16 protein-coding genes are annotated in these 15,610 nt (G+C 64.0%); 1 reads left to right on the top strand and 15 read right to left on the bottom strand.

Annotation, left to right across the window (positions count from 1 at the left end; genetic code table 11):
• Positions 1-40: 40 nt before the first annotated feature.
• Positions 41-1,717, bottom strand: coding sequence for a peptide ABC transporter substrate-binding protein (locus tag H3U89_RS00555; RefSeq protein WP_198179134.1), 1,677 nt, complete (start codon positions 1,715-1,717; stop codon positions 41-43).
• A 150-nt stretch (positions 1,718-1,867) separates the two neighbouring features.
• Complete coding sequence (locus H3U89_RS00560) at positions 1,868-2,800, bottom strand: tyrosine recombinase XerC (RefSeq protein ID WP_198179132.1); 933 nt, start codon at positions 2,798-2,800, stop codon at positions 1,868-1,870.
• 95 nt (positions 2,801-2,895) lie between these two features.
• Between H3U89_RS00560 and H3U89_RS00565 the strand changes: the two genes are divergently transcribed.
• Positions 2,896-3,168, top strand: a complete 273-nt coding sequence (locus H3U89_RS00565) for a DUF6725 family protein (RefSeq protein WP_198179130.1) — start codon at positions 2,896-2,898, stop codon at positions 3,166-3,168.
• Here H3U89_RS00565 and H3U89_RS00570 read toward each other — a convergent pair.
• From H3U89_RS00570 to msrB, 13 genes are all read right to left on the bottom strand, one after another.
• On the bottom strand, positions 3,158-4,195 hold the full coding sequence (locus H3U89_RS00570; protein WP_198179511.1) for a prephenate dehydrogenase: 1,038 nt from the start codon (positions 4,193-4,195) through the stop codon (positions 3,158-3,160). The two genes, H3U89_RS00565 and H3U89_RS00570, sit on opposite strands and share 11 nt — an antisense overlap.
• 65 nt (positions 4,196-4,260) lie before the next feature.
• Positions 4,261-5,247: a prephenate dehydratase domain-containing protein gene (locus tag H3U89_RS00575; protein WP_198179128.1), complete on the bottom strand. Its 987-nt coding sequence runs from the start codon at positions 5,245-5,247 to the stop codon at positions 4,261-4,263.
• Positions 5,244-5,708, bottom strand: coding sequence for an alcohol dehydrogenase (locus tag H3U89_RS00580; protein ID WP_198179126.1), 465 nt, complete (start codon positions 5,706-5,708; stop codon positions 5,244-5,246). Before H3U89_RS00580 ends, H3U89_RS00575 begins: the two co-directional genes overlap by 4 nt.
• 72 nt (positions 5,709-5,780) lie before the next feature.
• Complete coding sequence (gene typA, locus H3U89_RS00585) at positions 5,781-7,700, bottom strand: translational GTPase TypA (protein ID WP_045935231.1); 1,920 nt, start codon at positions 7,698-7,700, stop codon at positions 5,781-5,783.
• Between the two features lie 114 nt (positions 7,701-7,814).
• Positions 7,815-8,489: an SMC-Scp complex subunit ScpB gene (gene scpB / locus H3U89_RS00590; RefSeq protein WP_198179124.1), complete on the bottom strand. Its 675-nt coding sequence runs from the start codon at positions 8,487-8,489 to the stop codon at positions 7,815-7,817.
• A complete protein-coding gene (locus H3U89_RS00595; protein ID WP_198179122.1) occupies positions 8,486-9,289 on the bottom strand; it encodes a segregation and condensation protein A in 804 nt (267 codons plus the stop codon). The genes scpB and H3U89_RS00595 overlap by 4 nt, the downstream gene beginning before the upstream one ends.
• The gene (locus tag H3U89_RS00600) at positions 9,286-10,125 is read right to left on the bottom strand and encodes a ParA family protein (protein WP_015021621.1); all 840 of its coding nucleotides are present in this window, start codon (positions 10,123-10,125) and stop codon (positions 9,286-9,288) included. The genes H3U89_RS00595 and H3U89_RS00600 overlap by 4 nt, the downstream gene beginning before the upstream one ends.
• A 45-nt stretch (positions 10,126-10,170) precedes the next feature.
• Positions 10,171-11,100, bottom strand: a complete 930-nt coding sequence (gene xerD, locus H3U89_RS00605; RefSeq protein WP_198179113.1) for a site-specific tyrosine recombinase XerD — start codon at positions 11,098-11,100, stop codon at positions 10,171-10,173.
• Between the two features lie 108 nt (positions 11,101-11,208).
• Positions 11,209-12,969, bottom strand: coding sequence for a spermidine synthase (locus tag H3U89_RS00610; RefSeq protein WP_232345389.1), 1,761 nt, complete (start codon positions 12,967-12,969; stop codon positions 11,209-11,211).
• 117 nt (positions 12,970-13,086) lie between these two features.
• Positions 13,087-13,470 (bottom strand): 50S ribosomal protein L20, encoded by a 384-nt coding sequence (rplT, locus tag H3U89_RS00615; RefSeq protein WP_015021618.1) that lies wholly within the window; start codon positions 13,468-13,470, stop codon positions 13,087-13,089.
• A gap of 48 nt (positions 13,471-13,518) precedes the next feature.
• Positions 13,519-13,713: a 50S ribosomal protein L35 gene (gene rpmI, locus H3U89_RS00620; RefSeq protein WP_015021617.1), complete on the bottom strand. Its 195-nt coding sequence runs from the start codon at positions 13,711-13,713 to the stop codon at positions 13,519-13,521.
• Complete coding sequence (gene infC / locus H3U89_RS00625; RefSeq protein ID WP_029676114.1) at positions 13,694-14,365, bottom strand: translation initiation factor IF-3; 672 nt, start codon at positions 14,363-14,365, stop codon at positions 13,694-13,696. The genes rpmI and infC overlap by 20 nt, the downstream gene beginning before the upstream one ends.
• 239 nt (positions 14,366-14,604) lie before the next feature.
• Positions 14,605-15,585 (bottom strand): peptide-methionine (R)-S-oxide reductase MsrB, encoded by a 981-nt coding sequence (msrB, locus tag H3U89_RS00630; protein WP_415873556.1) that lies wholly within the window; start codon positions 15,583-15,585, stop codon positions 14,605-14,607.
• Positions 15,586-15,610: the final 25 nt, after the last annotated feature.

Raw genomic sequence — 15,610 nt, forward strand, 5'->3', positions numbered from 1 at the left:
TCATCTCATTTGCCGGTCTCAGATCCGCAGCTGCTTGACATCACTGGTCCTTGGACAGCTCCGCGAAGATCGGGAAGCCGTCCCAGCCCAGACGCATACCGTGGACCCTCTTGGCGGAGGCGCCGGTGTTGTTGGCGTAGTAAAGCGGCACCGCCGGCATGTCCTTCAGGAGGATCTCCTCCGACTGCCGGAAGAACTTGTTGGCCTCATCGGTGTCCTGGGCCTTGGCTGCCTGCTGCAGCAAGGCGTCGAACTCGGGATTCTTGTAGTCGCCGTCGTTGGACCCGTTGCCGTCGGCCGCCGAGCTCGCGAAGTTGCTCATCAGGTAGGTCTCAGGCGATGGGTAGTCAGGCGACCAGGATGACCTGAAGGCCGCATCATTGTAGAGGCGCTTTTTGATGTTGCCACGAAACTCGCTGAAGGTGGGTACAGGGGTGGCCTCGGCCTTGATTCCAAGCGTGTTCTTGATGGAATTGGCCATGCCGTCATAGAAGTCCTTGGCACCGCCGTCTGCATTGTAGAGCATCCTGAAAGTCCTGTCAGCCGGCCACTGGCTGATAGCGTCGGCCTTGGACCAGTACTCCTTGGCTTTCTTGGCGTTGTACCTGATGTTGTCCGAACCTTTGAGGTTCTTGGAGTAGCCGGGGATGGTAGGTGCCGTGAAGTCCGTTGGTTCCACGCCCAGACCGCCCAGGACCTTGTCGATCAGCATCCTGCGGTCCAGAGCCATGGAGATGGCCTGACGGCGCAGATGGCCCTCCTGATCCTGGCCGAAGTGCTCCATGGCTGTGGGGATGGTGAACAGCTGCAGGCCGGAGCCGGGCTTGTTGTAGCTCTGCACCATGCTGTCGGTCATGAAGGTCTTGACGGCAGAGGTGGGAATCCTGTCGATCACATCCAGGTTGCCCGCCTGCACATCCGAATAGGCGGAACCCAGGTCGGTGTAGACCTTGTAGTCGATGCCGCCGTTCTGGACCTTGACCTCACCCTCGTAGTCGCTGTTCCTGCGGAGCTTGATCATGCCGTTGTGCTGCCAGGACTCAAACTTGTAGGGGCCCGAGCTGACCGGGTTCTCCCCGTAGGCCTTGGGGTCCTTGTAGAAGGACCCGGGCAGCGGCGCAAAAGCCATGTAGCCCACCTGGATGGGGAAGGTGGACGAGGGCGAGCTCAGATCCACGATGAAGGTCCTGTCGTCGACGACCTTCAATCCGGAGAACTGGGCATCCGCAGGCACACCCTGCTTCTGCAGGTCGTCGAAGCCCTTGATGTTGGCGAAGAAGCTGGCGTTCAGCTGGCCGTTGGTCACGTTGGCGCTCCAGGACCAGGCCCTGGTGAAGGATTTGGCAGTGATGGGGGTGCCGTCCGAGAACTTGCGCCCGTCAGCCAGGGTGATCTTGTACTGGGACATGTCGTCGTTGCCCTTGATCTCCGAAGCCAGATCGTTGCGGGCCTTGCCCTGGTCGTCAAAGCGGACCAGTCTGGAGTTGATGGCGTTTACGACCTGCCCGCCGCAGCTCTCCGCTGTGCTGCTGGGAATGAGCGGCTGGGCCGGCTCGCATCCATGGACCGACACCACGGCATCGTTTCTGGACTGGCTGCCGGACGACTGCTCGGCACCCTCGGTGTTGGTGCCGCCACCACTGCCGCAGCCGCTGACCAAAAGCGCCAAGGCACAGATGGTCGCGGATACGAGCGTAAGCTGTGAACCCTTCTTCATGGCTACTGCCCCCTTGAGCTGGTTCTCACCGTCGCGCGTACACCTCGAAGGTTCCTGACCGCCCTTCCTTGACCGACGTGTAGGCTGCGATACGCCACATTCTGATACCAGTATGTTTCACAGGACAGGTCTCGTCTCACTTGCCGAATCTCAGGCCCGGGGAAACGCCTGCCTGTACCGGGCCCGCAGCTGCTCGATGGAGACATGGGTGTAGCGCTGGGTGGTTCGCAGGGAGGAGTGGCCCAGCATCTCCTGAACCTCGCGCAGGTCGGCTCCCCCATCCAGCATATGTGTGGCGGCCGAGTGCCGCAGGGCATGGGGGGCGATGTCGGGAACCCCGGCCTGACCAGCCGCCTGGTGGACCACCTTGCGAACCTGCCGCTGGCCAACCCTGCCGCCCAGCTGACCCAGGAAGAGGGCCTGACCTGCCTTGCGGGCCGATTCGGCCCTTGTGCCGGCCAGGACCGGCCGCCCCTCCCCCAGCCAACGGTCCAGGGCGCGATCGGCGGGCAGGCCATAGGGCAGGACCCGCTCCTTGGATCCCTTGCCCAGGACCTTTACGGTGCGGCTGTGCCGGTTCACGTCATCCAGGTCCAGTCCGCACAGCTCGGCAACACGCATGCCCGTGGCGTACAGGAGCTCCAGCATGGCCGCATCCCGCACCTGCAGGGCCGCCTGAACTTTTTCGTCCTCCCTGGGCTCGACCGGATCCTGGTCGACCGTATCCATCAGGGTGCGGGCCTGGTCGTGCGTCAGGATCCGTGGAAGGTGCTCGGACTGCTTGGGACTGCTCAGGGCCAGGGTGGGGTCGGTCTCGATGCGGCCGTGCCGGCTGAGCCAGCCGAAGAAGGACCTCAGCGCCGCCGTCTTCCGGGCCATGGTCGAGCGGGCGTGGGTCGATGCCTCGTGGGCCAGCCAGGACCTGATGGTGGCCAGGTCGATCTGTGCAGGGTCATCGATGCCGTGCAGATGCATCAGGTGCAGAAAGCCCGCCAGATCGGCCCGATAGGATCGCACGGTGTTGGGACTCTTGCCTGCCACCCGGGAAAGATAGTCGGTAAAGTCCTGCAGATCCTGGTCCACTACGGGCACTCCCTTCACTTGGCTGTGCAATACAGTCTAGGCGCTTACACCCTCGTCGCAGCCGCAGGCGATACTGACCCAGGAGGTGGATGGCCATGCGTTTGCCAGCAACCATACCGGCCGGAGCACGGCTGGTGGTCAGGATTGCCCTGGGACAGGACCAGGAAGACGGAAGGCCCAAGTTCCGCGACTATGTGGGCCATGTGGTCGACTGGGACGGGCATCGGCTGATTCTGGACAGGGATCCGGCGGCCAATGGGTCGCGTCCCGGTGAGCGCGTGACCCTTAAGGCGGCAGACATGGTGGCGCTGAAGCCGGTCCCGGAACGCCGTTCGCCCCGCCCGGACCCTCCTGATCTCAGTCGATGACAGGCGGGTGCAGCACCCGGGCCCGGCTGGTGGTCAGGAAGGCCGAGACCTGCTCGCCACGCAGGGCCGAATCCATCAGCTCCTGCCGCCAGTTGCCCCCCTGCGGATCCAGTTCCAGATCAGTTGTGGGCATCTGCTCCCGGTCGCCCAGGGCAGCCTTGTAGCGCCGGAAGGGATCGGCCCGGAGGAAGAAGTCCCTACGCTTTTCATCGGCCTCCGGCTTCGGATTCCGCAAGAGGGAAGCCATGTCCTGCAGGTTTTCGACCAGGGCATCCAGAAGGTCGGCCACCTGGTCGGCGTTCTCCTCCACCATGGCCCGGGTCCGTTCCGGATCGGTCAGTGCCACACGGGTCATGTCCCGCCAGGATCCGGCCGCCAGAGCCGAGGCCACACGACGGTCGGGCGATTTCGTCAGCATGTTGGCCAGGGCGGTCGACACCACATGGGGCATGTGCGAAATCAGTGCCGCGGCCCGGTCATGGGTGGCATTATCCAGGACGATCAGCCGGTTGCCCAGCCCCTGGGTGACCATATCGGCCACGGTCAGGAAGCGGCTGTAATCCGTATGCTCATCGACACAGAGTGCCCAAAGGGCATCTTCCAAGAGGGCCGGGTCCGAGTCCTCATAGCCGGAGCCCTCGCTGCCGGCCATGGGATGGGCGCCTACATAACGATCGGCCAGACCGGCCTGTTCGACCTGCCTGCGGACCGGACCCTTGACACTGCCCACGTCCGTCAGGGTGGTGCCACGGGTCAGCACCGGGGCCAAGGCCTGGAGCACGTCGGGCATGGCCCGCAAGGGGGTGGCCAACACCAGCACGTCTGCCTTGCCCTTGGCCAGCTCCTCCAAGGTGTCCACGCAATGGATTCCCTGGCTGCGGGCCTGCTCATAGGGACGGTCGTTATGGTTCCAGGCGATGACGAACCGACCCCGGGCGGCCAGGCGGCGGGCCAACGATCCCCCGATCAGACCCAGTCCCGCAACGGCGATCTTGTGGGCCGAGGTCAGCACCGGTGAGGCGGCCATGCCCGCTATCGGGTGCATGTGCTCGGGCCCGGACAGATCCATGTGTGGGAAAGGCGCGGATTCATCTACCATAACAACTCCTTGCTGATTGTCTCGGAATCGGGGTCCTCACCCCGGAAGGCCCCCGCCCTGGGCAGCATCCATTCACGGATGGGGGGCGCTGGATGAGGGGTGCGCGGATGGACCGCCAGGGTCTTGAGCCAGTCCCCCCTTTCCAGCAGGTCGGCCAGCACCTGATGCAGACCCTTCTGCCACGGTGCGGCGTCGATGCTGGCTACGAAGCTGTAGGTTCCGTCGTGCCCCTTGATGGGCCGGGACATGAATGAGGTCATGTTCAGGCCCGCATCGCGCAGACGGTCCAGCAGGTTGGCCAGCACGCCCGGCCCGGTATTCAGGGGAATGAAGGTGACGATGGACTCGAAATCCCCGCCCGGCGCCAGGCGGCGTGCCAGTCGGGCTGCCTGATCCCGGGGTGCCAGCATAAGAAAGTCGGTGCGGGCCCCCTGATAGTCCTGCACCTCGCGCCGGTAGGTCTCCAGCCCGTAGAGGCTCCCGCAGATGCGCGGCCCCAGAGCCATCTGATCGGGGCCCAGATCACGGCAGGCAGCGGCGTTGGAGTTGGCTGTCACCGGATTGAGGCCGGTCTCTTTGATGAAGCCCTTGCACTGGGCCAGTCCGTGGGGATGCGCGCCGACCTGGCGCAGGGGGCCATGGTCGGCCCGGACGAAGGCATCGAAAACGATGGGCAGGCGGACCATGCCGAAGCCCGCCACCGCTTGAGAGTCGATCAGGGCGTCCATGTTGGGCACCACATGGCCCTCCACATTGTTCTCCCAGGCCAGCACCCCCCAGCCTCGGCCCTCCTCCACGGCCTCCACAATGGCAGCCGCATCCGTGCAGGGCTTAAGATCCGTCTGGCAACCCAGCCTTGTTGCCATGAGGTTGGCGGCCTCAAGGGCGGCCTGATGGGTGAAGGTCCCCTCGGGACCCAGGAAGTGCAGGGGAATACGGTCGGGCGGAGTCGCCGGTGATACTGACGGAACCCGGCTCATGCCGATCGCCCCTGACGACGCAGGAGGCCGTCAGCAAACCAGGAGGCCGGCAGGCAGATGGCCAGGGTCTGTATCAGGACCAGCCCGCCCATCCAGAGGAAGACCGCATACTTGGCAAAGAATGTAGGGAAGTTGGCATAGGGCATGAGCACGTCGCCGCCCGGTCCCCTCATGGAGAGCAGCCAGACCGTGACCGTCGAGGCCACCAGATGCAGGGCCAGCCCCATGGTGCCGCTGTCGCAACGGACCCACCAGGCAGCCAGGGCCACCAGCAGATAGGCCATGACCATCCCCCAAGGCAGACCCTGGGCGGCCCCGGAGCGCTGGACCAGGGTCCCCAGCACCCCCACCGCCAGGCCGATGGGCAGGCCCAGCAGGCAACGAAAGGCACTGGCCTTGCCAGACTCCCCCGTCGAACGGGAGGGGGCTTGGTCCTTGGATTTGGAAACCTGAGACTTCATGGGTTCCAGACTAGTCCGACCCGGTCACCGTGGGGCGGCCGGGTCGGACCAAGACCGATTATGAGGGAAGGTTTACTTCTTGTTGGCCCTGCGCTGACGGGCGTTCCACTTGTACCAGGCATCCCTGTCCAGGATGATCTTGCGCACGCGGATGGACTCGGGGGTCACCTCCACGCACTCGTCATCGTTGGCGAAGTCCAGGGACTCCTCCAGGCTCATGTCGATGGGCGGGGTCAGGGTCTCCAGCACATCGGCGGTGGAGGAACGCATGTTGGTCATGTGCTTCTCCAGGGTGATGTTGATGTCCAGGTCGCCGGGCTTGTTGTTGATGCCCACGATCTGCCCCTCGTAGACGGGCGACTGGGGCTTGACGAAGAACTCGCCGCGGGCCTGGAGCTTCTGCATGGCGTAGGGGCTGGCCTTGCCCGAGCGGTCGGAGACCATGGACCCGTTCTGCCGGGTCTTGATGTCGCCCGCCCAGGGGGCGTAGCCGGCGGAGATCGACGAGGAGATGCCGGTGCCTCGGGTGGCGGTCAGCAAGGCGGTGCGGAAGCCCAGGAGACCACGGGAGGGCACGGTGAACTGCATCCTGACCCAGCCGGAACCGTGGTTGGTCATGGTCTCCATGCGGCCCTTGCGATCGGCCATGAGCTGGGTGACCGCGCCCATGTACTCCTCGGGCACGTCGATGGTATCGGACTCCATGGGCTCCTGAAGCTTGCCGTCCACGGTCTTGGTGACCACCTGGGGACGGCCCACGGTCAGCTCGTAGCCCTCGCGGCGCATCTGCTCGGCCAGGATGGCCAGGGCCAGCTCGCCACGGCCCTGAACCTCCCAGGCGTCGGGCCGGTCGGTGGGCAGCACCTTGATGGAGACGTTGCCGATCAGCTCGCGGTCCAGACGGTCCTTGAGCATGCGGGCGGTCAGCTTGTGGTCCTTGCCCTCGGTGCCGGCCAGGGGCGAATCGTTGGTGCCGAAGGTCATGGAGACGGCCGGGTCGTCCACGTGGATCAAGGGCAGGGGGCGGGGATCGTCCTGGTCGACGATGGTCTCGCCGATCATGATGTCCTCCACACCGGCCACAGCCACGATGTCGCCGGGGCCGGCTTCGTCCACCGGGGAACGCTGCAGGCCCTTGGTCCGCAGAATCTCGGTCAGTTTGAAGTTCTCGATGGATCCGTCCACGCGCGACAGGCCATACTGGCGGCCCTTGATCAGGGTGCCGTTGTAGATGCGCACCAGGCCCAGACGGCCCAGGTAGTCAGAGGCGTCGATGTTGGTCACATGGGCCTGCAGGGGGGCGCCCTCCTCGTACTCCGGGGCGGGGATGTTGTTCAGGATGGCCTCGAAGAGGGGCTCCAGGTCATCGTTGTCGGGCACAGCGCCGTCGGCGGGCTGGTTGACGGAAGCCTTGCCGGCCTTGGCTGCGCAGTAGATGACCGGCAGGTCCAGGAGGGAATCCAGGTCCAGGTCCACTCCCTCCTCGCTCACGTCCTGGGCCAGACCCAGGAGCAGATCGGTGGACTCGGAGACCACCTCGGAGATGCGGGCATCGGGCCGATCGGTCTTGTTGATGACCAGGATGACGGGCAGTTTGGCCTCCAGGGCCTTGCGCAGGACGAAGCGGGTCTGGGGCAGGGGCCCCTCGGAGGCGTCCACCAGCAGGACCACACCGTCGACCATGGAGATGCCGCGTTCCACCTCGCCGCCGAAGTCGGCGTGGCCGGGGGTGTCCACCACGTTGATGGTGATGCCGTCGGGCTGGCCCAGTTTGGCTGCCAGGGGGCCGGTGTACTTGACGGCGGTGTTCTTGGCCAGGATGGTGATGCCCTTCTCCTTCTCCAGGTCGTTGGAGTCCATGACCCGGTCGGGCACCTCCTCCCGCTCGGAGAAGACGTGCGACTGCTGCAGCATGGCGTTGACCAGGGTGGTCTTGCCGTGGTCAACGTGTGCCACAATCGCCACATTTCGTATATCGCCGCGTACCGCCATCAAAACCTCATTCTCGTGAATGCTATCCATGCCCCTACCGGCCTGTCTGCCGGTTGGCGTGGTCCAGGAATTGGACAAACAGAGACAAGTGTAACCGCCTTGTGTGACAGGCGATCACTGCTCCTTGCCCTGGGGCGAATCATGATGCGAACCCTGGACCGGATCCGGGGACTGTAGCTGCCCGGACAGCTCCTGGCGGGCCTGGGCCAGGGCCGAGTCCTCGTCGGGCAGGAAGGGGGCCAGGGAGGGCAGATCCTCCAAGGATTGCAGGCCCATCCGCTCAAGGAAGAGATCAGTGGTGACCAGCAGGGCGGCGTGGGTCTGCTCGTCCAGGCCCTCTTCACGAACCAGGCCGCGCACCAGCAGGGCCCGGATGACCCCGTCCGAGTTGACCCCGCGGATCTGACCCACCTGGGCACGGGTCATGGGCTGGCGGTAGGCCACGATGGCCAGGGCCTCCAGGGCCGCCTGGGAGAGACGTGCCGTCTGACCGTCCTTGACGAAGGCCGCCACCACGGGCTGGTAGGCGGCCCGGCTGGTCAGCTGCCAGCCCCGGGCGGTCCGGCGCAGTTCGAATCCTCGGTCGCCATAGGACTCGGCCAGCGATTCCAGGGCGGCATTGACCGGTGCCGGGTCCACGGCCAGCACCCGGGAGAAGTCCTCTGCGGTCAGCGGCCGGTCCGTGGCCACCAAAATGGCCTCCAGACAGGCGGCCAGCCCGCCGGGAAAGTCCTGCACATCGAAGTCCACATATTCGGGACGGGTATCGGGAGCCGAGGATTGGCTCATGCGAAGTCCCCCTCACTGATCAAGGCCGTTTCCGGCTCCTGTGTCGGCCCAATCCAGCGCAGGTAGAGCGGCTGGTAGGGGCCATCCTGACGATACTGGATCAGTTCCTGTCTGAAGAAGATCAGCACGGCCAAGAATCGGGCCACCACCTGCGCCCGCCCCTTGGATGAGGCGACCAGATCGGCGAAGGCCACCGGCTGACCGGGCTGTGCCAGCAGGGCCTGGCGAACCTGGTCGGCCTCCTTGTTCAGGTCGACCAGAGGCACATGCAACTGGTCCAGACGTACCTCTGAGGCCGGAGCGTTGACCAGGGCATTGGCGCAGAGCAGGGCCAGATCCTCCGGCTTCAGGGTCCAGACCAGATCTGGCAGCAGGTGGGTCAGCTGGGGCTCCAGATGGCCGGGATGCGCGTAGCGGCCCGAGTTGGCGGCCAGCCTTGCTCGAAAGTCCTGCCCCGCCTGCTTGAAGGCCCGGTACTGCAGCAGCCTGGCGAAGAGCAGATCACGTTCCCGAAGTGCGTCCATGGAGGCCTGGTCGCGCATGGACTCGTCCTCCACAGGCAGGAGGGCGGCGCTCTTGGCCTCCACCAGCACCGAGGCCACATCCAGGAAGGCGCTGGCCTGATCCAGGCCCTGGCTGAAGTCCAGGGTGCGCACATAGTCCAGAAATTCCCCGGTGATGGAGGCCAGGGATACCTCCGTCAGGGAGAGCTTTCGGTTGGCCAGCATGCCCAGCAGCAGGTCGAAGGGCCCCTGGTAGACATCCAGATCGACGGCGAAGCCGTCCGCTGATCCGCTCACGCCACGATGCCGCGGGCGATCAGCTCCCGGGCGACCTCCCGATACTCCTTGGCGGTCTTGTGCTCGGGGGCGAACATGGTGATGGGCTCGCCGGCCACCGTGGCGTCGGGCAACTTGATGGACCGGCTGATGATGGAGTGCAGGACCTTGCCCTTGAAGGCCTCGTAGATGCGCTGAAGCACCTCGTCCGAATGCAGGGTCTTGGTGTACATGGTGACCAGCACACCGTAGATCTGCAGGTCGGGGTTGATGCGGCTGCGGACCTTCTCTATGGATTGCATGAGCAGGGCCACGCCGCGCAGGGCGAAGAACTCGGCCGCCACAGGGATGATGACCCCGTCCGCGGCAGTCAGCGCGTTGACGGTGAGCAGACCGAGCGAGGGCTGGCAGTCGATGATGATGGCGTCATACTCCTGCCGCAGGGGCCGGATGGTTGCCGCCAGGGCCTGCTCCCGGCCGACCTCGGTGACCAGTTGGATCTCGGCGGCCGACAGATCGATGTTGGCCGGGATGATGTCCAGACCGTCAAAACGGGTGTGCCTGACCACCTCGTGAACATCCAGGGAGGTGTCGAACATGGCGGTGTAAATGGTGTTGTCCACGCTGTTGGCATTGATGCCCAGGCCCACGGTGGCCGCACCCTGGGGGTCGAAGTCCACAATCAGCACGCGTCGCCCATACTGGCACATGGCCCCAGCGATGTTGATCGATGATGTGGTCTTGCCCACGCCGCCCTTCTGGTTGCACATGGCGAGGACACGGGCCGGGCCGTGCTGTTTCAAAGGCTCCGGGGCAGCGAACGTCTCATACTCGCGCCCTAACAAATCCGTAGGCATGCCTCTACCCTATCAAGTTTCCGACTGCATTCGCGGGTTGGCGGGTCAGCGAGCGCGGGGATGGGCCGTCTGGTAGGTCTCCATCAGGGCCTGGGGGCTGACGTGTGTGTAGATCTGTGTCGTGGTGACCGATGCATGGCCCAGCAACTCCTGGACGGAACGCACATCGGCGCCTCCCTCCAGCAGATGGGTGGCGAAGGAATGCCGCAGGGTGTGGGGGTGCAGGGGTCTGTTCAGGCCCGCCCGGCGTCCGGCATCCCTGACCACCTGCCAGACCGTCTGCCTGGTCAGCCGCTTGCCCCGCTTGTTGAGGAAGACGGCCCGCAGCTCTTTGCCCTTGGTGGCCCGATCGCAAAGGCTGGCCCGTCCCAGATTCAGATAGGCCTGCATGGCCTGGCAGGCGTAGGAGCCCATGGGCACCAGACGCTGCTTGTCGCCCTTGCCGGTCAGACGGACCACCCGCTCGTTAAGGTCCATGTCCTCCAGATCGGTCCCCACAGCCTCCGAGACCCGGCAGCCGGTGGCGTACATGAATTCCAGCAGGGCCTTGTCCCGCAGGACCACAGGATCCTTGGACCCGCCCATGGCGGCCACATCCAACAGCCGGGTCACCTGGTCCACGTCCAGCACATCGGGCAGGGCCGAGGTTCCCTTGGGGGCCTTGACGGTACGTGAGACATCCTGGTCGGTCAACCCCTGCTTGAGGGCGAAGCGGTGCCACTCATGGACGGCGGCCATCCTCCGGGAGCGGCTGGCTGGACTCTCGTCGGCCAGATGGGCCAGAAAACCCTCAACATCGGCGGTCTGGATCTGCTCCAGGCTGGTGATGCCTCGACCGGACAACCAATTGATGTACATACTCAGATCGGACTTGTAGGCCTTGACCGTTGCGGGGGCAAGACCCCGTTCCAGACCGGTGTATGCCAGGAACTGATCCAACAATGCAATCAGCCCCTTCCGATGATCACCGTCCACTACCGCTTAACCTCCGGTTCTCTTCATCAGTGCTGGTTTTAGGCCATATTCTAACGCCCCGCTCCCCTGTTTCCATGCTTCCAACGCGCTTGGGATTGGGGCGAACACTCAGGAGACCTCCCGGATCAGCCCTTGAATCCCCTCCTGCTCAAGAATCCGTCGGTAGGGGCCGGCCTCCCTGCTGATGATGCCGTCGATGGCGTGCATGCCCAGCAGCTCCACCGGCGCATTGTCATCGGTCAATACCCTTCCCCTCGCATCCCCGACCGTGCTCAGGCGGGAGCTGACCTGCTCCATCATCTGGGACAGGTCCGGATCAGGGCTGACCCTGGTGGCCGCCTCCGCCAGCAGGCCGGAACCCGGGTAATCCCCCATCGCTGCCTTCCTGACACCTTTTGTTTGCGGAAAATCGTCGGAAGCGGGACGACGCGCAAAGAGCTCGCGATTGGTGGTCTGGGGTACGTCGGCCGTCAGAATGGCATCGGATCCGAAGACCCTGGTGATGGTATTGGTCAGGGCTGCATTGATGGACCCCTGACCGTCGTCGATCATGTTCATGTTGACCACCATGACCCCGCCCGGATTCAGGTGCTTCCTGACCAGGTTGAAGAACTCGGTGGAGCTCATCTGGAAGGGTATGGTGATGTCCTGATAGGCATCGACCATGATCAGGTCGTAGCGCTGGCGACTGGCCGCCAGCCAGGCTCGGCCATCGTAGGTGGAAACCGGAATATTGGCGGGCTGATCGAAATATTTGATGGCCAGGTCGCTGATGGTCCGGTCGATCTCCACCCCCTGGATGGCCATCCGGGGATAGTACCGCCTCAGCTGCCGGGCATAGGTCCCCGTCCCCATGCCCAGGATCAGGGCCGAGCGGGCCTGATCGGCCATGAGCGGCGCCGCCAGGGCCGTGTCGTAGTACATACCGGTCATCCCAGGGTGCTTCATGGTCACCGACTGAACGCCGAAGAGGACGTTGGTGGAAAGGATGGTTCTGTCCGCCAGGGTTTTGACCTGCAGGTAGTTGTAGATGGACTCGCCCTCGTAGGCCAGGCCCTTCTCCCAGAAGGCGAACCCCGTCATCGGTGACAGGGAGGCCGAGACCACAAAGGCCACCGTGGCTAGAAGGCAGGCCAGGCGGTGCGCATGGGAGGAAAGGAAGTAGGCCAAGGCCACCAGGAGCAGTATCCCGGAGAAGATCAGAAAGGTGACGAAGGTCCCGACGGCAGGGATGGTCACAAAGGTGGGCAGGAATGTGCCCAGGATGGATCCCACGGTGTTGCAGGCGCTGAGCCGACCGACCACCGAAGCGTTGTCGTCCAGGGAATCGGTGGCGCTCTTGACCAGGCCGGGGGTGATGGTGCCCAGGAGGAAGAGGGGCGGAACAAAGATTATCAGACAGGATATGAAGGCCGCCAGGACCAGGAAGTTGGTGGACACGGCCACGATCAGCAGCCCCGAAATCAGGATGATCAGATACTTGCCGACCAGGGGAATCAGGGCGATCCAGACGGCCGCGGCCATAATGTACAGGTAGAGCCTGTCCGGGTCGGGGTTTCTATCGGCCCAGCGACCGCCGACGACGGCGCCCAGGGCCAGGGCGATCATGATGGTCCCGATGATGATGGTCCACACAATCTGGGAGGACGAGAAGTAAGGAGCCAGCAGACGGGAGGCCCCGAGCTCGGCGGCCATGACGGCCATCCCCGAGAAGAACTCCGTCACATAGAGAAAAACCCGCGACCGCAGAATAGGGCGCGACTGATTGATTCTAGCCGGCTTGGATCTACCGCTGCTCTCTGGTGGAATGGACTGACCCGCCGATGCTGCCGAGACAGCCGATGCGTCTGCACTGTGATCATCGTTCATGGCGGCTCCCGGCATCATTGTCGTCAATCAACTTACCGTTCCCCTGAGGAATGGTCAAATATGCAAAGAACCCCGCGAAAGGCGAGGTTCCTGCAATACGGTGTTCAGGTCCGCTGATCAGGCAGCGACCGGAGCGTTCACATCGGCAGGCAGGGCCTTCTTGGCCTCGGCCACGATGGCGTTGAAGGTGTCGATGTCGTTGACGACCAGGTCGGCCAGGGCACGGCGGTCCAGCTCGATCCCGGCCAGGCGCAGACCCTGGATGAAGCGGTTGTAGGTGATTCCCTGGGCGCGGCATCCGGCGTTGATGCGCTGGATCCACAGCTTGCGGAAGTCGCCCTTGCGGGCCTTGCGGTCCCGGAAGTTGTATGTATATGAATGGAGCAGCTGCTCCTTGGCCTTGCGGTAGAGACGGGAGCGCTGGCCACGGTAGCCTGACGCCCTCTCCAGGACGACCCGACGCTTCTTATGCGCGTTGACTGCCCGCTTGACTCGTGCCATAGATATTCCTCAGCTTTCTAAAAACTCACTCGACGCGACAGCACCCGCTCAGCGGGCCAGCATCCTCTTCATGTTCTTGGACTGGGTCGGAGCGAGCACCTCGTCAGTGGACAGGTGACGACGCTTCTTGGCCGACTTGTGCTCCAGATTGTGGCGCATACCGGTCCCGGCGTGCATGAGCTTGCCCGAACCCGTGGTCCGGACGCGCTTGGATGCGGCGGAGTTACTTTTCATCTTCGGCATTGCTGCCCTCCTTGGATTTCATCTGCTTGGGAGAAGTATTGTTGTCGGCCTTGGCAGCCAGATGGGCCGCCTGACGGGCCTTGCGCTCGGCACGGGCCTGGCCGCCCCGCCGACGCTGCTCGGACTGGGTGTGGACCTTCTTGCCCTTGGGCGACAGGGTCATGATGATGTTGCGCCCCTCCTGCTTGGGGGCGAACTCGATGGAGCCCAGATCCGCGACGTCGTCAGCCAGCTTGCGCAGGAGCTCCACGCCGCCGATGGGCCGGGACTGCTCGCGCCCACGCAGCATGATGGTGACCTTGACCTTGTCTCCGGCGGACAGGAAGCGGCGCACGTGCCCCTCCTTGACCTCGAAGTCGTGGTCGTCGATCTTCAATCTGAAGCGGATCTCCTTGATCTCCGACATGCTCTGGTTGCGGCGCGCCTCACGAGCCTTGATCTTCTCGTTGTATTTGAACTTGCCGTAATCAATGAGCTTGGCGACCGGAGGCTTGGCCTTGGGTGCAACCTCGACCAGGTCAAGGTTGGCCTCCTTGGCCAGGTTGAGGGCGACGGAGGTCGCAATGATTCCCACCTGCTCGCCGTTGGGCCCGATCAGGCGTACCTGAGACACTCGTATATCGTCGTTAATCCTTGGTTCGTCGCTAATGATGACTCCTTCTCAAATACCACAACATCCACTGCCCGGCGAAGAACCCATAGGTTTCGAACATGACCGTCGCAGCCGTATGGCAACGCAACAACCAATGCCTGCACCGTATATGATGACGGCCAACCGTCACCGGTGCAGGTCGAACCCGAAGCCATGGAAGGCTCCCAGGTGGGATCATCCGCTTTCTTGATTTCTCAAGCCGAGTAGCAGTATAGCACAGCCCTCAGGACCATGCCCCGTCAGGAGGTCGCGCCGTCCACCAGGGGCAGGTAGTCGCCGTATCCCTCCTCCTCCATCCGATCCCGCGGTACGAACCGCAGGGCTGCGGAGTTCATGCAGTAGCGCTGCCCGCCACGGTCGGCTGGTCCGTCGTCGAAGACGTGTCCCAGATGGATGCCGGTCTGTGCCGTCCGCACCTCGATCCGGGGCCGACCCAGCAGCTTGTAGTCCTTGCGGTTGACCAGCAGTCGGGGATCGATGGGCTTGGTGAATGCGGGCCAGCCGCAGCCCGAGTCGTACTTGTCCGCCGAGGAGAAGAGCGGCTGCCCGCTGACCACGTCCACATAGATGCCCGGGCGGAACTCGCCGTCGTAGGCGTTGGTGAAGGGCCGTTCGGTGGCCGAATGCTGGGTGACCTCGTAGCTTTCGGGGTCCAGGGACCAGATGCGTTCGATGTAACGCTGGCGGGAGGCTGCGTTGGCGATGGCCTCCAGCGGGATGTGGCAGTAACCGCCGGGGTTCTTGAGCAGGTAGTCCTGGTGGGACTCCTCCGCCGGATAGAAGTTGATCAGGGCCTCCACCTGCACAGCGGGATGACGGCCTGTCCTGCGCTCCAGCTCCTCCAGGGCGCGCCGGAAGACGGGCTCCTCCTGCTCGCGATGCTCGGGATCCCAGTAGAGGCCGCTGCGATACTGCCTGCCCCGGTCGTTGCCCTGCCGATCCACCGAGAAGGGGTCGATCACATCCAGCAGAAGCAGGGTCAGGGTCCGCAGACTGACCGTCTGGGGATCATAGGTCAGCCGCACGCTCTCCACGGCATCGGTGACACCGCTGCAGACCTGTTCATAGCTGGGGTTGGGCACTGTGGACTGGGCGTATCCCACCTGGGTGTCGATGATCCCGTCCACCTCCTGGAAGAACCGCTCAATGCCCCAGAAGCAACCCCCCGCCAGGACGACCGTGGCCGGGTTGTTGGTTGAAATCTTGTTCTTGTCCATGATTCCTCCTCACATGCCGGTGCCTATC

The organism is Bifidobacterium sp. W8104, from assembly GCF_016100735.1.
Lineage (GTDB): Bacteria > Actinomycetota > Actinomycetes > Actinomycetales > Bifidobacteriaceae > Bombiscardovia > Bombiscardovia choladohabitans.